Origin of the sequence: Colwellia sp. Bg11-28, from assembly GCF_002836245.1 — a bacterium.
Lineage (GTDB): Bacteria > Pseudomonadota > Gammaproteobacteria > Enterobacterales > Alteromonadaceae > Colwellia > Colwellia psychrerythraea_A.
The window spans coordinates 234,225-250,644 of record NZ_PJBA01000018.1 but is presented as its reverse complement, the minus strand read 5'-3'; the positions used below and the strand labels follow the sequence as shown (position 1 = coordinate 250,644).

14 protein-coding genes are annotated in these 16,420 nt (G+C 37.3%); 8 read left to right on the top strand and 6 right to left on the bottom strand.

Annotated features, from left to right (window positions below):
• The first annotated feature begins 80 nt into the window (after positions 1-80).
• The gene (eno, locus tag CXF79_RS18415; RefSeq protein ID WP_011044842.1) at positions 81-1,379 is read left to right on the top strand and encodes a phosphopyruvate hydratase; all 1,299 of its coding nucleotides are present in this window, start codon (positions 81-83) and stop codon (positions 1,377-1,379) included.
• Between the two features lie 202 nt (positions 1,380-1,581).
• Here eno and CXF79_RS18410 read toward each other — a convergent pair whose 3' ends face one another.
• Both CXF79_RS18410 and tal read right to left on the bottom strand, forming a co-directional pair.
• Positions 1,582-2,385, bottom strand: a complete 804-nt coding sequence (locus tag CXF79_RS18410; RefSeq protein ID WP_198560102.1) for an alpha/beta fold hydrolase — start codon at positions 2,383-2,385, stop codon at positions 1,582-1,584.
• A 396-nt stretch (positions 2,386-2,781) separates the two neighbouring features.
• Positions 2,782-3,744, bottom strand: a complete 963-nt coding sequence (gene tal / locus CXF79_RS18405) for a transaldolase (RefSeq protein ID WP_101157055.1) — start codon at positions 3,742-3,744, stop codon at positions 2,782-2,784.
• Positions 3,745-4,010: 266 nt separating this feature from the next.
• Between tal and yaaA the strand changes: the two genes are divergently transcribed.
• From yaaA to aqpZ, 4 genes are all read left to right on the top strand, one after another.
• A complete protein-coding gene (gene yaaA, locus CXF79_RS18400; protein ID WP_011044838.1) occupies positions 4,011-4,784 on the top strand; it encodes a peroxide stress protein YaaA in 774 nt (257 codons plus the stop codon).
• Between the two features lie 78 nt (positions 4,785-4,862).
• Positions 4,863-5,396: a DUF2062 domain-containing protein gene (locus CXF79_RS18395; protein WP_011044837.1), complete on the top strand. Its 534-nt coding sequence runs from the start codon at positions 4,863-4,865 to the stop codon at positions 5,394-5,396.
• Positions 5,396-7,195, top strand: coding sequence for a TIGR03545 family protein (locus tag CXF79_RS18390; RefSeq protein WP_101157053.1), 1,800 nt, complete (start codon positions 5,396-5,398; stop codon positions 7,193-7,195). Before CXF79_RS18395 ends, CXF79_RS18390 begins: the two co-directional genes overlap by 1 nt.
• Before the next feature lie 108 nt (positions 7,196-7,303).
• A complete protein-coding gene (gene aqpZ, locus CXF79_RS18385) occupies positions 7,304-8,002 on the top strand; it encodes an aquaporin Z (RefSeq protein WP_101157051.1) in 699 nt (232 codons plus the stop codon).
• Positions 8,003-8,097: 95 nt separating this feature from the next.
• Here aqpZ and CXF79_RS18380 read toward each other — a convergent pair whose 3' ends face one another.
• From CXF79_RS18380 to fldB, 3 genes are all read right to left on the bottom strand, one after another.
• A complete protein-coding gene (locus CXF79_RS18380; protein ID WP_101157050.1) occupies positions 8,098-9,327 on the bottom strand; it encodes a porin in 1,230 nt (409 codons plus the stop codon).
• Positions 9,328-9,638: 311 nt separating this feature from the next.
• Positions 9,639-10,892, bottom strand: a complete 1,254-nt coding sequence (gene srmB / locus CXF79_RS18375; protein WP_011044833.1) for an ATP-dependent RNA helicase SrmB — start codon at positions 10,890-10,892, stop codon at positions 9,639-9,641.
• A gap of 307 nt (positions 10,893-11,199) precedes the next feature.
• Positions 11,200-11,718 (bottom strand): flavodoxin FldB, encoded by a 519-nt coding sequence (fldB, locus tag CXF79_RS18370; protein ID WP_011044832.1) that lies wholly within the window; start codon positions 11,716-11,718, stop codon positions 11,200-11,202.
• 244 nt (positions 11,719-11,962) lie between these two features.
• Between fldB and dsbC the strand changes: the two genes are divergently transcribed.
• The 3 genes from dsbC (at position 11,963) to CXF79_RS18355 (ending at position 15,382) form a co-directional block, all read left to right on the top strand.
• A complete protein-coding gene (gene dsbC, locus CXF79_RS18365) occupies positions 11,963-12,757 on the top strand; it encodes a bifunctional protein-disulfide isomerase/oxidoreductase DsbC (protein WP_011044831.1) in 795 nt (264 codons plus the stop codon).
• Between the two features lie 130 nt (positions 12,758-12,887).
• Complete coding sequence (gene recJ / locus CXF79_RS18360) at positions 12,888-14,642, top strand: single-stranded-DNA-specific exonuclease RecJ (RefSeq protein WP_011044830.1); 1,755 nt, start codon at positions 12,888-12,890, stop codon at positions 14,640-14,642.
• A gap of 23 nt (positions 14,643-14,665) precedes the next feature.
• Complete coding sequence (locus CXF79_RS18355; protein ID WP_101157048.1) at positions 14,666-15,382, top strand: ABC transporter permease; 717 nt, start codon at positions 14,666-14,668, stop codon at positions 15,380-15,382.
• Positions 15,383-15,524: 142 nt separating this feature from the next.
• On the opposite strand, the gene phbB is transcribed toward CXF79_RS18355, so the two are convergent.
• Positions 15,525-16,247 (bottom strand): acetoacetyl-CoA reductase, encoded by a 723-nt coding sequence (phbB, locus tag CXF79_RS18350; RefSeq protein WP_011044828.1) that lies wholly within the window; start codon positions 16,245-16,247, stop codon positions 15,525-15,527.
• Positions 16,248-16,420: the final 173 nt, after the last annotated feature.

Here is a 16,420-nt window from a genome sequence, read left to right as displayed (position 1 = left end):
CTGTGGCCATAGCAAGATTAAAAATTAACTTTATTGCTCAGCAGTTTGTTTGAGCGTCATCAAAATTAGTAGGAATGATAATGTCAAAGATTAGCAAAATTTTAGCACGTGAAATCATGGATTCTCGTGGTAACCCAACCGTTGAAGCCGATGTATATCTTGAATCAGGTGCTTTTGGTCGTGCCGCAGCTCCTTCTGGTGCATCAACAGGCTCACGTGAAGCTCTTGAATTACGTGATGGTGATAAAGCACGTTATTTAGGTAAAGGTGTTTTAAAAGCTGTTGCAGCAATAAACGTTAACATTCAAGCAGCTCTTATTGGTCAAAGTGCTTTAGACCAAGCTAACATTGATCAAATCATGATCGATTTAGATGGCACAGAAAATAAAGAACAATTTGGCGCTAACGCAATTCTTGCTGTTTCTTTAGCAAATGCTAAAGCGGCTGCAAACGAAAAGAAAGTTCAATTATTCGAACACATCGCTGACTTAAATGGCACGCCAGGTGTTTACTCATTACCATTACCAATGATGAACATCATCAATGGTGGCGAACATGCTGATAACAACGTTGATATCCAAGAATTCATGGTTCAACCTGTTGGCGCTAAAAGTTTCCGTGAAGCTTTACGTATGGGTGCTGAAATTTTCCATGCACTTAAAAAAGTATTATCTTCAAAAGGTATGAGTACTTCTGTTGGTGATGAAGGTGGTTTTGCTCCTAACTTAGAATCTAATGCCGATGCATTAGCTGTAATCAAAGTGGCTGTTGAAGCTGCTGGTTACGAATTAGGTAAAGACGTAACGTTAGCGATGGATTGTGCTGCTTCTGAGTTTTACGATGCGGACAAAGGTATTTACGACCTTACTGGCGAAGGCAAGCAATTTACGGCTAACGAATTTTCTGACTTCTTAGGCGAGCTTTGTAAAGAATACCCAATCGTTTCAATTGAAGATGGCTTAGACGAGTCAGATTGGGATGGTTTCAAATACCAAACTGATTTATTAGGTGATAAAGTTCAAATCGTTGGTGATGATTTATTCGTTACAAACACTAAGATTTTAGCGCGTGGTATTGAAAACGGTATTGGTAACTCTATCTTAATCAAATTTAACCAAATTGGTACATTAACTGAAACGTTAGCTGCTATCAAAATGGCTAAAGATGCTGGCTTTACTGCTGTTATCTCTCATCGTTCAGGTGAAACTGAAGATGCAACTATCGCTGATTTAGCGGTAGGTACTGCTGCAGGTCAAATCAAGACTGGTTCTTTATGTCGTTCTGACCGTGTTTCTAAGTACAATCAATTATTACGTATTGAAGAGTTCTTAGGTGATAAAGCAATCTTTAACGGCTTGTCAGAAGTTAAAGGCCAATAATGCTCAATATTTTGCCAGTGAATAAAATTACTTCGTAGCATGTACTCACTGACTATCGTCAGCTCCGTGCAAGCGCCTAGTTCTTTTAACCACTAGCTTCAGTATTAATCATTATGAATGCTATTTGAATAGATGAATATTAGATATTAAAAACGCGACTTAGGTCGCGTTTTTTTATGCTTATAGTTTTAAACCTTAATAGTTAAGTATCAGGAAAATCTTTTATAATCTCAGTGATTAACAAAGCTGTTTGTTCAGGACTTTCCAGAGGAAACATATGTCCGCCTGTAACCGTTTTAAGTTTTATATGCTTATTAAGTTTAACAAAGCGGCTAAAAATGTGATGAGGGAAAACATCGGTAGTGTCACCGTATACCAAAGTTGCTGGCACGGTTAGTTTATTTTTATAACTGGATAAATTCGAAGGGATATTCCTAAAAATATTCGCTTCAACTTGCGCATCAAAGCTCAATTCTAATTGATTATTACGCTTACAAATACCATGGGTTATATAATCAGCTAAACAGCGACTATCGAATGATCTAAACAGTTTCCTTCCAGAAAATAACGCACCAATATCTGACCCTAATGGCCACTGACTACGACGGTTTTTAGCACGACCTGCAGGACTAAATTTATCTATCCATTTAGTTTTCTTTAATAATCTAGCAGCAAGTGCGCCAGCCCCGCTTAATGCAGGTGGGTCTAGCATAATAAGCCCTTTAAATAAGTCGGGTCTTTGACAGCAAGCAATAAAAGAAATCACACCACCAAATGAATGGCCAAGACAAATGACCTTATTGCCATCAACTTGTTGTGATTCAACATGATTTATTAATTCTTCAACTTGGGCCTGCCAGTTATGGTTAATGGGCATTCTCGGATCATGGCCATACTTATCCAATGCGATAACTTGTGTATCATCAGGGAGGTAATTAAATAACGTTTGATAGCTACCTGCGGGGAATCCATTTGCGTGGGCAAAATTTATAACATTTTTTGGCATTGAGTTTATTTGATGATAAAGGTGAACACAAAATTTAAACGGGTGTTTCAATTTTGTCAACAAGTTCTTATTTTTCAGATATAAAACTTCATTGATATACATAAGTTCAGCTGATTGTATCTTGATGCCTCTTGTTGGTCATGCTTATCTATTCACTTGGTTATTACGCTTCTCACAACGGCTCAAGCGAGTATGAAAATGTAGATAGATTTTTTTAGCTAAATTTCTTATAGCAGGATCTTTTAACGAAACTTTCTTTTAATGATTGATATGACCAACGTAACTTACCAAGCTTTTCACTAGGAACTTTATATTTTGAAATTAAAAAGGGCATATTTATAATAAAATATGCCCTTAAAATAACTAATTTATGTCGGAAAAGTAATTAACTACCGTTTAGAGTAAATCTGTTAATTGCTTTTCAAGCTTGACCTGATCAATGGTGAAGTTACGAATACCTTCAGCAAGTTTCTCTGTTGCCATTGGGTCTTCATTCATCTGCCAGCGGAACTCTGCTTGGCTTAAAGCGGCTTCTTTTTCTGCCGTAGCTTCACAAGCCGTTAACTTTTGGATTACCGTGTCTGTGCTGTTTGCTAGTTCTTCCATTAACTGTGGGCTGATTGTTAAACGATCACAGCCGGCTAATTCAAGAATCTCGCCGATATTTCTAAAGCTGGCACCCATTACTACGGTGTTAAAACCTTGTAGCTTGTAATAATTAAAAATACTGGTAACAGAAACAACACCAGGGTCTTCATTACTTGCATAGTCATTTCTACCGGTATCTTTTTTATACCAATCTAAAATACGACCAACAAATGGAGATATTAAATAAGCGCCTGCTTCAGCACATGCGCGTGCTTGTGCAAAGCTAAATAACAAAGTTAGGTTACAGTTAATACCTTCTTGCTCAAGTTGTTCTGCTGCTTTAATTCCTTCCCAAGTAGAGGCAAGTTTAATTAAAATTCTATCGTTACTAATGCCTGCTTCGTTATACATAGCAATCAGTTTGTGGGCTTTAGTAATAGATGCAGAGGTATCAAAAGATAATCGAGCATCCACTTCAGTAGAAATACGACCAGGGACAATTTTTAGAATTTCCAGGCCAATTAATACTGAAAGTTTATCTGCAGCATCTATAACTTGCTGTTCTGCATTGTCAGATTGTGTTTTAGCCCAGGCAACAGAGTCTTTAACTAACCCTTGATAATTAGGTAAAGAAGCTGCTTTTAATAAAAGCGATGGGTTTGTTGTCGCATCTTGAGGTTGAAATTTTGCAATAGCCTCAATATCACCTGTGTCAGCCACAACAGTGGTCATTTGTTTTAATTGTGCAAGCTGTGAAGAAGAATTTGTCATGGCGTTACCTTAATTGTGTTCCGGAAATGTGATTACTATGTATTTCTAAATTCGATAATGAATGTAGCTGGTGAAATATTACAACATAAAAATAAAAAAGCACCCTTTATTGCGCTATTTTTAACAAGATATTGTATTTCTGTTTGTAAGTTACGCCAAATTGCATTAATTAGACACAGATTAGCATTGATTAAACGCTGTTAACTTACTTAAAGCTTATGATATATTACGTGTTATTAAGTACTCCCAAAAATCGGCTTAAAAATATGTTACTTGTTGTTTCACCTGCGAAAAAATTAGATTTTGAATCTCCTCTGGCTACAGAAAAATTTAGTCAACCTGGTTTGCTTGAGCAAAGCCAATTATTAATAGATGACTGCATTAAACTTTCACCAAGTGAAATCGCAAGCTTGATGAAACTCAGTGATAAACTTGCTGGTTTAAATGCTGCACGTTTTGGGCAATGGTCAACACCTTTTACTCAAGATAACGCAAGACAAGCTATATTGAGCTTTAATGGTGATGTTTACACTGGACTTGATGCGCAATCTTTTAGTGATGAAGATTTTGAATTTGCGCAGAAAAATTTCAGAATCCTGTCAGGTTTATATGGTTTATTAAAGCCCCTTGATTTAATGCAAGCCTACCGTTTAGAAATGGGCTGTAAGCTTGGTAACAGTCGAGGTGATAATTTATACCAGTTTTGGGGCGAGATTATTACCGATGAACTGAATAAAACCTTGAGTGAGCTAGATGATGATGTGCTTATTAACCTTGCCTCAACCGAATACTTTAAATCAGTAAAGAAAAAATCGTTAAACGCTACAATAATTACACCAACCTTTAAAGATTGGAAAAACGGTCAATATAAGATAATCAGTTTTTTTGCTAAAAAAGCACGCGGACTGATGGCGCGTTACATCATTCAGAATAAGCTAACATCCGTAGAGCAAATCAAAACATTTGATTTAGCGGGTTATCAATATAACGAAGCTATGTCTAAAGACAATGATTGGGTTTTTACTCGTAAAGAAAGCTAATAATCATCTAAAACAATAACCAACTGGGTTTATTGGTATTGATGATGACAAATTTTAAACATTTTAACAGGAGGTGACATGTTAACTTTACTAGCAAAGCTACTACATGCCTTAAACAGTGATAGTTCCATTAGGCAAATAGCCTTAGCAATAGCGTTAGGTTTTATCGTTGGTTTATCGCCAATCTTAACCTTGCATAATATTGTCATAATATTTTTTGTATTAATCATCCGAGTGCATTTAGGTAGTTTTATCCTTGCGGCCGGTTTCTTCTCTGGTCTGAGTTATTTATTATCTCCCTTGATTGTTCAAGTGGGTGAATCCCTACTAACACAATCAAGCTTGACTGATTTCTTTACTTCATTATACCAACTCAGCTTGTTTAAATTAGCACATTGGCATCACACCTATGTATTAGGTGCGTTTGTTTTAGGCGCTGTTTTATGTGCACCAATATATTTTATCAGTAAGTTTATTATTGAGAAGTATCGAGTACATATCATGACGTTTTTTGAGAAATTTAGAATTGTTAAAGCATTAAAAGCATCTAAGTTTTATGGTTTGTATACCAGTTTTACAGGTGAATCTAGCCTAACTAAAGGAGGCCTGTAATGGCACGGTTTATTCGTTGGCAAGGAATGGTTGCCTTTGTTCTATTAAGTGCATTAGTTGCTGGTTTGTTGTATTTATTTGCTGAAAGCTTAGTCAAAAGCGCTATTGTGAGCTCTGCAGAGAGTGCTTTTGGTGCTGAAGTGAATGTGGCAGAAGTACAACTTGGATATTCGCCTTTACAATTAAGTGTTCTAGGTTTGCAAGTCACCGATAAAGATTCCCCCACACAGAACTTATTTAGTTTTGAGCGCGCTACTGCGGCTGTTGATGTTTGGCAATACCTATTTGGTAAAATTATTATTGATGAACTCGAAGTAAGCCAATTAGCGTTTTCTGGTGTTAGATCTCAAGCGGGTAAAGTTTATGTTGATGACGTAAGTGATAAAGCAGAAGAGAGCTTATCAGATCAAGCAAAAGCAATGCTGCCAGAAGTGGATATGCAATTACCTGATATTAAAGCACTACTTGATGACAGTAATTTGTTAACGGTTAAAGCCAGTAATGAATTAAAAAATAGCTATAAAGTTGAGCAAGCCAAGCTTAAAGCGTTGAAAACACAATTACCCAGTAAAGCTAAATTAAAGTCTTACCAAGATAAAGTAGAAGCGCTAGGTAAAATGAAAGTTAGCTCACTTGCTGATATCGAAAAAATAAAAACTGAATTTGATAAAATTAAAGTTGAATTTAAGACCGATCAAGCCCTTATTAAAAAAGCTAAAGAGCAAGTATTAAACAGCAAAGAAGTATTAGCTCAGCAAATCGATGCGTTAAAAAATGCCCCGACAAAGGATTGGCAACAAATAGAAAAAAAATACCAGTTAGATAGTATTGATACGGAAGACTTTGCTCATATTCTCTTTGGTGAAAAAGCGAGAGGCTATGTACAAAAAGCACAATGGGCTTATGAACAAATATCACCGCTTATGACTGATATGAAAAGTGATGGCACAACGAGTGAAGTAAAATCTCACGCTGACGGACGTTTTATCTTTTTTAAAGAAGATTCTCCATTACCCGCTATATTAATTAAGAAGGCATTGTTCTCAATTAAGCTCGAACAGGGTGAAGTCAAAATCACTGGCAGTGAGCTTACGCATCAACACTGGATAAGAGGTAAAGATAGTCTTATCAATATTAATTCAATTGATAATGGTGAGCTTAAATTGAGTAGCAACTTTAAGTTAACGCAATCAGGTGAATTTAGCGCGAACGGTGAGTGGCTTGTTAATAACAGAACATTATCTAATACTGAGTTAACACAAAGCAAAGCGTTAAGCTTATCACTAAGTGCGGGGATACTTGATGGTATAGGCAGTTTTAGCGTGGTTAATGGTGACGTTGAGGCAACTAATCAATTCTCACTTAAACAAGCGAGCTACCAAGGTGAGGCTGAGTCAAAAATTACCAAGTTGTTACTTGATACCATTAAATCATTAGATAGTTTGACTGTTGATGTTGGCGTCAATGGCGAGCTTAGCAAGCCAAGTTTTACTATCGCTTCGTCATTAAATGACGCACTGACCGGTGCTTTCAAACAGCAGGTTTCTGCTAAGCTGGATGGCTTTAAAAAGAAAGTTAATAAAGGCCTAAATGAAAAATTGAGCAATGCCTTGAAACTAGGTGATAGTCAATCTGCAGAGTTGCTTGACCTTGAAGCGCTATTAACTGATTCAGATAAAGCGTTAGCGGACTTAAAAAACTCAGATATTGTCAAACAGCAACAAAAGAAGTTAGAAGACAAAGTTAAAGATAAAGCTAAAGATAAATTGAAAGATAAACTTGGTGATTTATTTGGTTAAAGTAGATATTCGCTAAAGCGAGCAATGAAAGGGTATTTTACGCGACTTTTTGTTTATTAATTATCACAGCTCTTAAATATAAATTTATTAACTGGTAAAGGAATGAAAATGAATAAATATATAGCAGAATGTATTGGTACCTTTTGGTTGGTTCTTGGTGGGTGCGGCAGTGCAGTACTAGCCGCAGGGTTTCCTGATGTAGGCATTGGTTTACTTGGTGTATCATTCGCCTTTGGTTTAACCGTGCTAACTATGGCTTATGCGATAGGTCATATTTCGGGTTGTCATTTAAATCCCGCAGTATCGGTAGGTCTTTGGGCTGGAGGACGTTTTCCTGCTAATGAATTAATGCCTTATATCATTGCACAAGTCATTGGCGCGATTCTTGGCGCTGGCGCTTTATACCTTATAGCGAGTGGTCAACCAAGTTTTGATTTATCAGCTGGTTTCGCGTCAAATGGTTATGGATCACACTCACCTGGTGGTTACTCTATGACAGCTGCCCTTGTCGCTGAAGTCGTATTAACTATGATGTTTATTTTTGTCATTATGGGAGCAACAGACAAACGTGCCCCTGCAGGTTTAGCACCTATCGCGATTGGTTTGTGTTTAACCTTAATTCATTTGATCAGTATTCCGGTAACGAATACGTCAGTGAACCCTGCACGTAGCACCGGTGTTGCATTGTTTGTTGGTGATTGGGCTGTAGCGCAATTATGGTTGTTCTGGGTTGCGCCCATTGTTGGTGGTTTTATTGGTGCTAAGTTATATCGCTTAGTTGCGAAAGAAGAACAAGAGGATAGTTAGCTCAGTATTTCCAAGTAGTTTGGGTATAAATATAAAAAAGACCGGGTTTGCTACAAGCAACCCGGTCTTTTTTATGTGCTTATATTTTTATATTGTTACCAGTAACTACGCATAGCAAGGGTAAAACTCCAGCCATCATAAGCGCCACCATCATTGGCATTATCATCCATTTTTGCATACTGTAAGCCAGCTTGAAGTTTTAATTTATGCTCGTTTATAAACCAGTTAACGCCAGCATATACTTCTTGGTATTTGTCACCGCGCTCACCATCTACGCTGCTTTGACCATAATCATCAACTACTTTACTATCATAACGGCCTAAACGAACGCCATTATCTTCTGAGCTACTTAAGTAGGTATAACGAGCAACCCACTGAATTTTTTCACTTTGTTGATAGGTTGGCATGACGACAATACCAAAGAGATCACTTTGGCCTAAATCACCTTTACCCCAAGATATATCACTCTGTAACCCCCAGTCGTTTTGTTTAAACTTACTTGAAGTACTAATAACTTGAGAGAAGTCACGGGTATTACCGTCTTCATGGGTGTCGTTATAGACATAATCAAAGCTAACTTCACCTTTGTCCCAAAGGTTATTTTTTGCTAACTTTTTACTGGTCGAAAACATAGCGAAGTAACTGGCATCGTTAATCGATATTTCATCAGAGCCGTCACTAGAAAATACCCCTGTCTTATACGACCAATCATCAGCGAGCTTACTTTTTACGCTAACGCCGGTAAAGTACTCTGAGGTAAACCATAAATTATTTGTTAGGTTGTTGCGCTGTGGTGTCAGTAGCTTTTTAGATGAAGTCTTACCGTCTAAAGTGAAACCGGTAGATTGCTTTAAGAATTTAAGTTCGGTGTCTTTATCTAATGACCAGCTAACATTGGCATCAGTTAATCGATTATAAGCATCACTTAATGAATCGTTTAAATTTACATCTGCTTCTAAAGCAACTTTAAATTCTCCGTACTTGCCTTTAAAACCGAAGCGAAATCGACGCCATAATGTGTCGTTAAAATCGCCTTGGTCGCTATCAACCCAAGTAGAGTCTAATTGCAAACGACCAGACAATTTAAGGTAATCACCCTGTTCATTATCATATAAGTCAGTAAAATCCCAAGCATCTTCAAAGCTACTTTCAGTGCTTTTATTTACTTTAGTGTCCTGGGTTGCTTTCGTGCTTATTTCATTGTTTTCACGTTCTACATTCGCTTTTGCATGCGCAAATGAAATACTAAGTGACGTTGCCACAGCAAGTGTGATGATTGTTTTAACTCGTGGGGATGTTTTATTTGTTAATGGCTGATTTTTCATATTAATTACTATCATAAAGTTGAAGACCCAATTATTAGGACATTACTCAGCATTTGAGCAAAACCCTCATAAATGTCGGACTATTCAATACCAAACAGATTAAGTAACAAGTTAATGTTAGGTTGTTATTTAATGCGTTTGCTATAACTTCATCCATAAAGTGAATGCGGCGCTATTACAGCATTGCTTTATGACAGAAATATTACATACCAAGGCTTAAGTGCAATAAAAGTGTCACAATAATGTAACTATTGTATGGCAGGGACATACCCAAGCTACATGAAGTTGCTTGGGTATAACTTGGTAAAGGGTTACTTAGCTGCTTTTGCTCGCTTAGCCTTTTTCTTCACTTGTTTTTTGGTTTTAGCTTTTTTCTGAGAGGTCGTAAGTTTAATTTTTGCCTTTTTATTTACCACGCGAGATTCTTTGTTTTTTGGTCTTAACTCTTGAATAAATCGGCGTGACAGGCGTTCTTTGGTATAACGTTCTATTTTACCAATAACACCCATATCATGGGCTTCAACTAAGGAAATAGCTGTACCCTTTTTACCTGCGCGACCAGTACGTCCAATTCGATGAATATAAATATCGACCTTACGTGGCATATCAAAATTAATAACATGACTGATATCATCTATATCAAGACCACGTGCTGCAACATCTGTTGCCACCAACACTTTAACTTCACCTTTTTTAAAACGTTCTATTGCCTTGTTACGCTTATCTTGTGGCATTTTTCCTTCTAACCAAACACAAGGTAACTCTTCAGCATAAAGCTTACCTGAAAGGTATTGCACGGTTTCACGCTTATTAGCAAAAACAACGGTACGTTCTACGCCTTCTTGTTTTAAGGTGTTTACTAGTAGGTTTAGCTTATGGTTCGCATCATCTGCTAAATGAAGCCACTGATGAATGACGGCTTTTTCTTTACGAGATGGTTTTGATTCTAAGAAAACTGGCTCATTAAGCACTTCTTCGGCAAAAAGTTGTACGCCTGGACTTTCAAGAGTCGCTGAAAACAACATGGTTTGCTTACGCCAGCGTGCTTCAGCAACAATGCGATTAATGGTTTCACTAAAGCCAAGATCGAGCATGCGGTCAGCTTCATCTAACACTAATATCTCAATTTCACGGGCATCAAACTGTTCATTTTCAATATATTCTAATAATCTACCTGGTGTGGCGACTAAAATATCGGTTGTGCTCGTTAAAATATCAGCATGACTACCGTAGTTAACACCACCGGTAATAACGCCGGTTTTAATTTTCGTTAACTCGGTAAGCTGTTCACTGTCTTCACCTATTTGTATCGCTAACTCACGAGTCGGCGTTAAAATTAATACACGCGGGAAACCAGGTTTGGTACGTGGATAATCTAATAAATGCTGAGCAATAGGTAATAAAAATGCGGCAGTTTTACCTGTGCCAGTCGGCGCTGATGCCAATACGTCTTTGCCAACCATCGCTTGAGGGATGACAAGTTCTTGAATTGAGGTAGGTTTGGTGTAACCAATTTTATTAATACTGGCTAATAATTCTGAGTCTAGATCGAATTGCTCAAACATAAGGGATAGTTCACTAAGAGTTAATAATACCCATTTCATTAAATAATTGATCTACTTTATACGTAGAAAAAATTGCCAAATACAAGACATTTATTTAAATAACTAGTTGTTCTAATTATTAAATAAATAACGAAGTCATTGGTAATTTTAACCAGTAGAAATGATTAATTAATTAGTGAGATTGGTATAATGATAATATGCCGGCAATTATAGTGGTTTTAGCCCTTGCTGTAACTATTTATCGCAAGGGCTGAGTAATTGACGGAGTAAATTTTCCAAGGACATATTTTGAATAAACGGACAATATCTAAAGTAGGCTACTGTACTCTAGTAATACTTGTTCACACCAAGTATCTAAGCGCTCATCGGTCAAGTTATATTGGCTATCTTCATCTAAAGACAAACCTACAAATTGGCTACCATCAGCCGTTAATGCTTTCGATGCGGTAAAGTCATAACCTTGATTTGGCCAATAACCAACAACCGTTCCACCTTGTGCGATTACTTGATCGTGTAACATGCCAAGTGCATCTTGAAACCATTCAGTGTAACCAACTTGATCGCCCATTCCATATAGCGCAATAATTTTATCCGAAAGATCTATTTGACTGATATCACTCCACATCGATTCCCAGTCTTCTTGCAACTCACCATAATCCCAGGTGGATATACCTAGAATAATAAAGTCATAATCAAGACAAAGGGCTAATGGCTGATCTTTGATATTGAATATATCAACCAAGTCGGCACCCATTATCGCCTGGATTTTTTCGGCAATTATTTCAGTGTAACAAGTGGTTGAGCCATAAAATAAACCAATTTTCATTATGCTATTTCCAGTTTTTATTTTAATACGAACTATATTAAACGGGATTTTAGCAAAAACAATTATCTTTGTTTACAAGTTAATTCAATTTACTGGCTATTTTAAGTTGCAAATAATCTCTCATGGCTGTAATTTCCTTGCTTATATCTAGGTCTATTCATATGAACACGACCATTAGACTCATTATTATCGATTTATTGCTTTCATTTATTCGAAAGCTGTTAGGAAGTTGTTAGGAATCATTATGTTTAAAACATTCATTATTAGTGCTCTACTTGCCACATTCACTTTACCCCTGTTGTTGCAATACACCAATGCAGCCGAACAAACTAATGTACCAGCTACATTGGCCAAGCCAGTAAGTGATCAAATTGCGCTTGATGCAGATTTTTTGAAAGAAAAAATTAACAGCTCTATAGGATTAACTGTTGTTAAAGTTGAAGAAACAGCATTACCGGGTATTGCTTTACTCGTTACCAACCAAGGTTTGTTTTATGCAAGTTATGATGGTGAGTTTTTCATTCAAGGAAAAGTCTACAATTTAGGCTCTACCGTGAAAGATATAGGCGAAGAGAGCTTAGCTAAAGTCCGTCTAGAGGGATTGAAAAGCTTTGAAGATAACATGATCGTTTACAAAGCTGAGAATGAAAAATACGTGGTGTCAGTCTTTACTGATATTACCTGTGGTTATTGCCGTAAAATGCACGAAAAAATGGCAGACTATAATGCTCGCGGTATCACCTTTCGTTATTTAGCTTATCCACGAGCAGGTATTAAAGACCAAAACGGTAACTTAACTCAAGGTTTCAAAGATTTACGTTCAGTATGGTGTAGTGAAGATAATGCAACAGCGTTAACTAAAGCTAAATCGGGTACTGGTATTGCGTATCGTATTTGTGAAGCACCAATTGAAGCTCAGTTTAAATTTGGTCGTCAAATTGGTGTAAGCGGTACGCCAGCGATTATCTTATCAAATGGTATGATGGTTCCTGGTTACCAACCACCAGAGCAATTAGAAGAATTGTTGAAAAACACTTAATCTATTTTCCTTATAGATAAACCTTTAAAAGTACTTGCTGATTTTCACCAAGTACTTTTTTTATAGTAAAAATAAGCTATAAACGTTATTACAATTATAATTATCACCAGCAAAATTGAGACCGAATAGTATGAGTAAAACAATTGTTCGCCGAGTGAAAGTAGCTACCGACCATTTGCCTGATAACCTACCTGAAATCATAAAACAAATTTATGCTAGCCGTGGTATGGAATCTGCGCAAGAGCTTGAACTTAATGTTGCTCATCTACAAGGTATGGTCGATGAAACAGCGCTTATGGGCATGGACAAAGCTTGTCAGTTATTACATGACGCGCTAGTGAATAAATTACGTATTGTTATTGTTGGAGATTTTGATGCCGACGGTGCGACTAGTACTGCTTTAATGATGACTGCATTGAGCCTGTTTAACAGTAACAATCATGACTTTATTGTGCCAAATCGTTTTGAATATGGCTACGGCCTAACCCCTGAGATTGTTGACATTGCAGCACAGCAAAATACGCAAATGTTAATAACGGTGGATAATGGCATCAGTTGTATTGCCGGTGTTAAACGTGCAAAAGATTTAGGTATGCAGGTAATTGTTACGGATCATCACTTGCCAGGACATTCATTACCCATTGCCGACGCCATTGTTAACCCTAATCAGCATGGTTGTAACTTTCCGAGTAAAGCTCTTGCCGGCGTGGGGGTAGCTTTTTACTTAATGCTAGCTTTAAGAAAGTATTGCCGTGAGCAAAACTATTTTTCAGAGCAAGGTATTGCTGAGCCTAATATTGCTCAACTATTAGATTTGGTTGCTTTAGGTACTGTAGCCGATGTGGTTTCATTGGATGCTAATAACCGAATTTTAGTAGAGCAAGGCTTGAAGCGTATTCGTGCAGGGAAAACTAGACCTGGCATTCAAGCGCTTATTGAAATTGCGAATAAAAATCAGCAAAGGCTCGTTGCCAGTGATTTTGGTTTTGCCCTCGGCCCGAGAATTAATGCTGCAGGTCGGTTAGATGATATGTCTTACGGTATTAACTGTTTACTTGCTACTGATTTGTCTAGTGCTCGTGTGATGGCTGCAGAGCTTGATGATCTCAATAAAACACGCAGAGAAATAGAGCAGGGTATGCAAGCCGAAGCTGAGCAAGTACTTACTTCTCTTAAGTTTGATGAAGATAATCTACCTAATGCGATTGCCCTTTATCAACAAGACTGGCATCAAGGTGTTATCGGTATTGTTGCTGGCAGGTTAAAAGAGAAATTTCATCGTCCTTGTATTGTTTTTGCTAATGGCAAAGATGATGACTCAGTTGATGTTTCCGAGAGAGAAATTAAAGGCTCGGCGCGTTCTATTCCTGGCCTGCATATTCGAGACTTATTAGAGCATATTGACAGTCAACACCCAGATATTATTCTTAAGTTTGGTGGCCATGCAATGGCGGCAGGTTTATCTATAAAACACGGTAACTTTGCGCGTTTTCAGCAACTATTTAATGAATTAGCGGGTAAATGGTTAAAAGAAGAAGATTTGCAGAGTATTATTTTATCTGATGGCGAGCTTATGCTTGAACATCTTAGTTTAGATTTTGCCGAAAAATTGCGAGACGCTGGTCCTTGGGGGCAAAACTTCCCTGAGCCATTATTTGATGACACTTTTAAATTGGTACAGCAGCGTATTGTTGGCGAAAAGCATCTTAAAATAGTGGTAGAAAAACAGGGTGAAATCTTTGATGGTATTGCTTTTAATGTTGATGTTAAGACTTGGCCGAACGCTCAAGTAAAACAGGTACATTTAGCTTACCGATTAGATGTTAATGAATTTCGTGGTAAACGCACGGTGCAATTCATGGTTGAAAATATCACAGCTATTTAGCTGAAAAGTAATGAGAACTACTGATGGAAAAATCACTGGCAATAATTGAATTACCGCAGTTAGCTTTAGCTTTTATTCCTGTATTGGTGGTCATCTTTATACAATTTAGCTGGTCGTTACCACAAAAAAGAACAATACATGCCCTAGCGCGAATGTTGGTGCAATTATTGTTAGTAGGCTTTTTTCTTAGTTATGTATTTGAGTCAGATAGCGCTTGGTTAGTACTAATGTTACTGATTATAATGGTCTTCTTTTCTAGCTGGATAGCATTAAATAACATCGAAGCACCTAAACGTGAGCTGTTCCAAAGAGCGGTATTCGCTATTTCAATTAGTAGTGTTTTAACGTTATTAATTATCACCCAAGGTGTTTTACAACTATCTCCTTGGTATCACGCCCAAACACTTATACCTCTTGCAGGTATGGTATTTGCCAGTAGCATGAATAGTATTAGTTTATCTGGAGAGCGTTTTTACTCTGAATTGGCAAATAAGGTGAGCTATAAACAGGCTCGAAATATTGCCTTTCAAGCATCAATGATCCCCAACGTAAATGCACTATTAGCGGTTGGAATTGTTTCTCTGCCAGGCATGATGACAGGACAAATTCTCTCGGGGGTTTCTCCTTTTATTGCCGCAAGATATCAAATCATGGTGATGTGTATGATTTTTGCCTCTGCGGGTATCTCCTCTGCTTATTTTCTTTATTTGGCTAAAGCTAAACCAAACGCTAGCTCTTAAAATTGGTAATACAGGCCGTTCACGGTACCGATTACTGAGTTTATTGATTAGATTGCAGAGTTTAAGGGCGTATAAACAAAAAACGTAGATGATTGCTCATCTACGTTAATTTTATAAAAGTAGTATGGTGATACTTTTATAGTTAGTACATGTGCTGACCACCATTAATGGATAGGGTCGAACCAGTAACAAAACCCGCTTCATCGGCCACTAAAAATAATACTGAACGAGCAATATCTTCGGGTTGACCTAAGCGTCCTACCGGTATTGTTTTAACAATTTTTGCTAAAACGTCTTCAGGTACCGCGCGAACCATATCTGTTTCAACATAACCTGGTGCAATAGCATTAACTGTAATGCCTTTTGCTGCGCCTTCTTGTGCTAATGCTTTAGTAAATCCATGGATACCAGATTTAGCTGCCGCATAGTTTACTTGACCGTATTGACCAGCTTGTCCATTAACCGATCCTATATTAACAATGCGCCCAAATGATCGTTCTCTCATTCCTTCAATGACAGCGCGAGAGGTATTGAAACATGAGGATAAATTGGTCTGAATAACGGCATTCCATTTTTCAAAGTCCATCCTATGCATAGTGCCATCCCTTGTAATTCCTGCATTATTTACAAGAATATCAATTGACCCAATTTCAGACTCTATATCATTAATGCTTTTAGTTACACTTTCAAAATCACTGACATCAAATTTAGAAGTTCGGATACCTGTTCGTTCTGAAAATTCTTGAGCTGCCTGATCATTGCCAGCGTAGTTTGCTATGACAGTATAACCATGCTCTTTCAGCATAATGCTAATTGATTCGCCTATTCCACGAGTTCCACCTGTTACTAATGCAATGCGTCCCATAACTGTGCTCCTTGTTATATTTCATATTTGTACATAGAGGTTTCTAAACTTTATATTTTTTGAGCTATTTGCTCAATTTTTATCATATATCAAGCTGAATCATTCAACTAATTAACTTTAGTCGTAGTATGTGCAAAATTAAATTTTATATTTGGCTGTAAAGTCGACTTTTA

Excerpts from the sequence above, each read along its gene's own strand:
- aqpZ (WP_101157051.1), top strand. The coding sequence starts at position 7,304 with ATGAATAAATATATAGCAGAATGTATTGGTACCTTTTGGTTGGTTCTT.
- eno (WP_011044842.1), top strand. The coding sequence starts at position 81 with ATGTCAAAGATTAGCAAAATTTTAGCACGTGAAATCATGGATTCTCGT.
- CXF79_RS18395 (WP_011044837.1), top strand. The coding sequence starts at position 4,863 with ATGTTAACTTTACTAGCAAAGCTACTACATGCCTTAAACAGTGATAGT.
- recJ (WP_011044830.1), top strand. The coding sequence starts at position 12,888 with ATGAGTAAAACAATTGTTCGCCGAGTGAAAGTAGCTACCGACCATTTG.
- phbB (WP_011044828.1), bottom strand. The coding sequence starts at position 16,247 with ATGGGACGCATTGCATTAGTAACAGGTGGAACTCGTGGAATAGGCGAA.
- srmB (WP_011044833.1), bottom strand. The coding sequence starts at position 10,892 with ATGTTTGAGCAATTCGATCTAGACTCAGAATTATTAGCCAGTATTAAT.
- fldB (WP_011044832.1), bottom strand. The coding sequence starts at position 11,718 with ATGAAAATTGGTTTATTTTATGGCTCAACCACTTGTTACACTGAAATA.
- dsbC (WP_011044831.1), top strand. The coding sequence starts at position 11,963 with ATGTTTAAAACATTCATTATTAGTGCTCTACTTGCCACATTCACTTTA.
- CXF79_RS18380 (WP_101157050.1), bottom strand. The coding sequence starts at position 9,327 with ATGAAAAATCAGCCATTAACAAATAAAACATCCCCACGAGTTAAAACA.
- CXF79_RS18390 (WP_101157053.1), top strand. The coding sequence starts at position 5,396 with ATGGCACGGTTTATTCGTTGGCAAGGAATGGTTGCCTTTGTTCTATTA.
- yaaA (WP_011044838.1), top strand. The coding sequence starts at position 4,011 with ATGTTACTTGTTGTTTCACCTGCGAAAAAATTAGATTTTGAATCTCCT.
- CXF79_RS18410 (WP_198560102.1), bottom strand. The coding sequence starts at position 2,385 with ATGCCAAAAAATGTTATAAATTTTGCCCACGCAAATGGATTCCCCGCA.
- CXF79_RS18355 (WP_101157048.1), top strand. The coding sequence starts at position 14,666 with ATGGAAAAATCACTGGCAATAATTGAATTACCGCAGTTAGCTTTAGCT.
- tal (WP_101157055.1), bottom strand. The coding sequence starts at position 3,744 with ATGACAAATTCTTCTTCACAGCTTGCACAATTAAAACAAATGACCACT.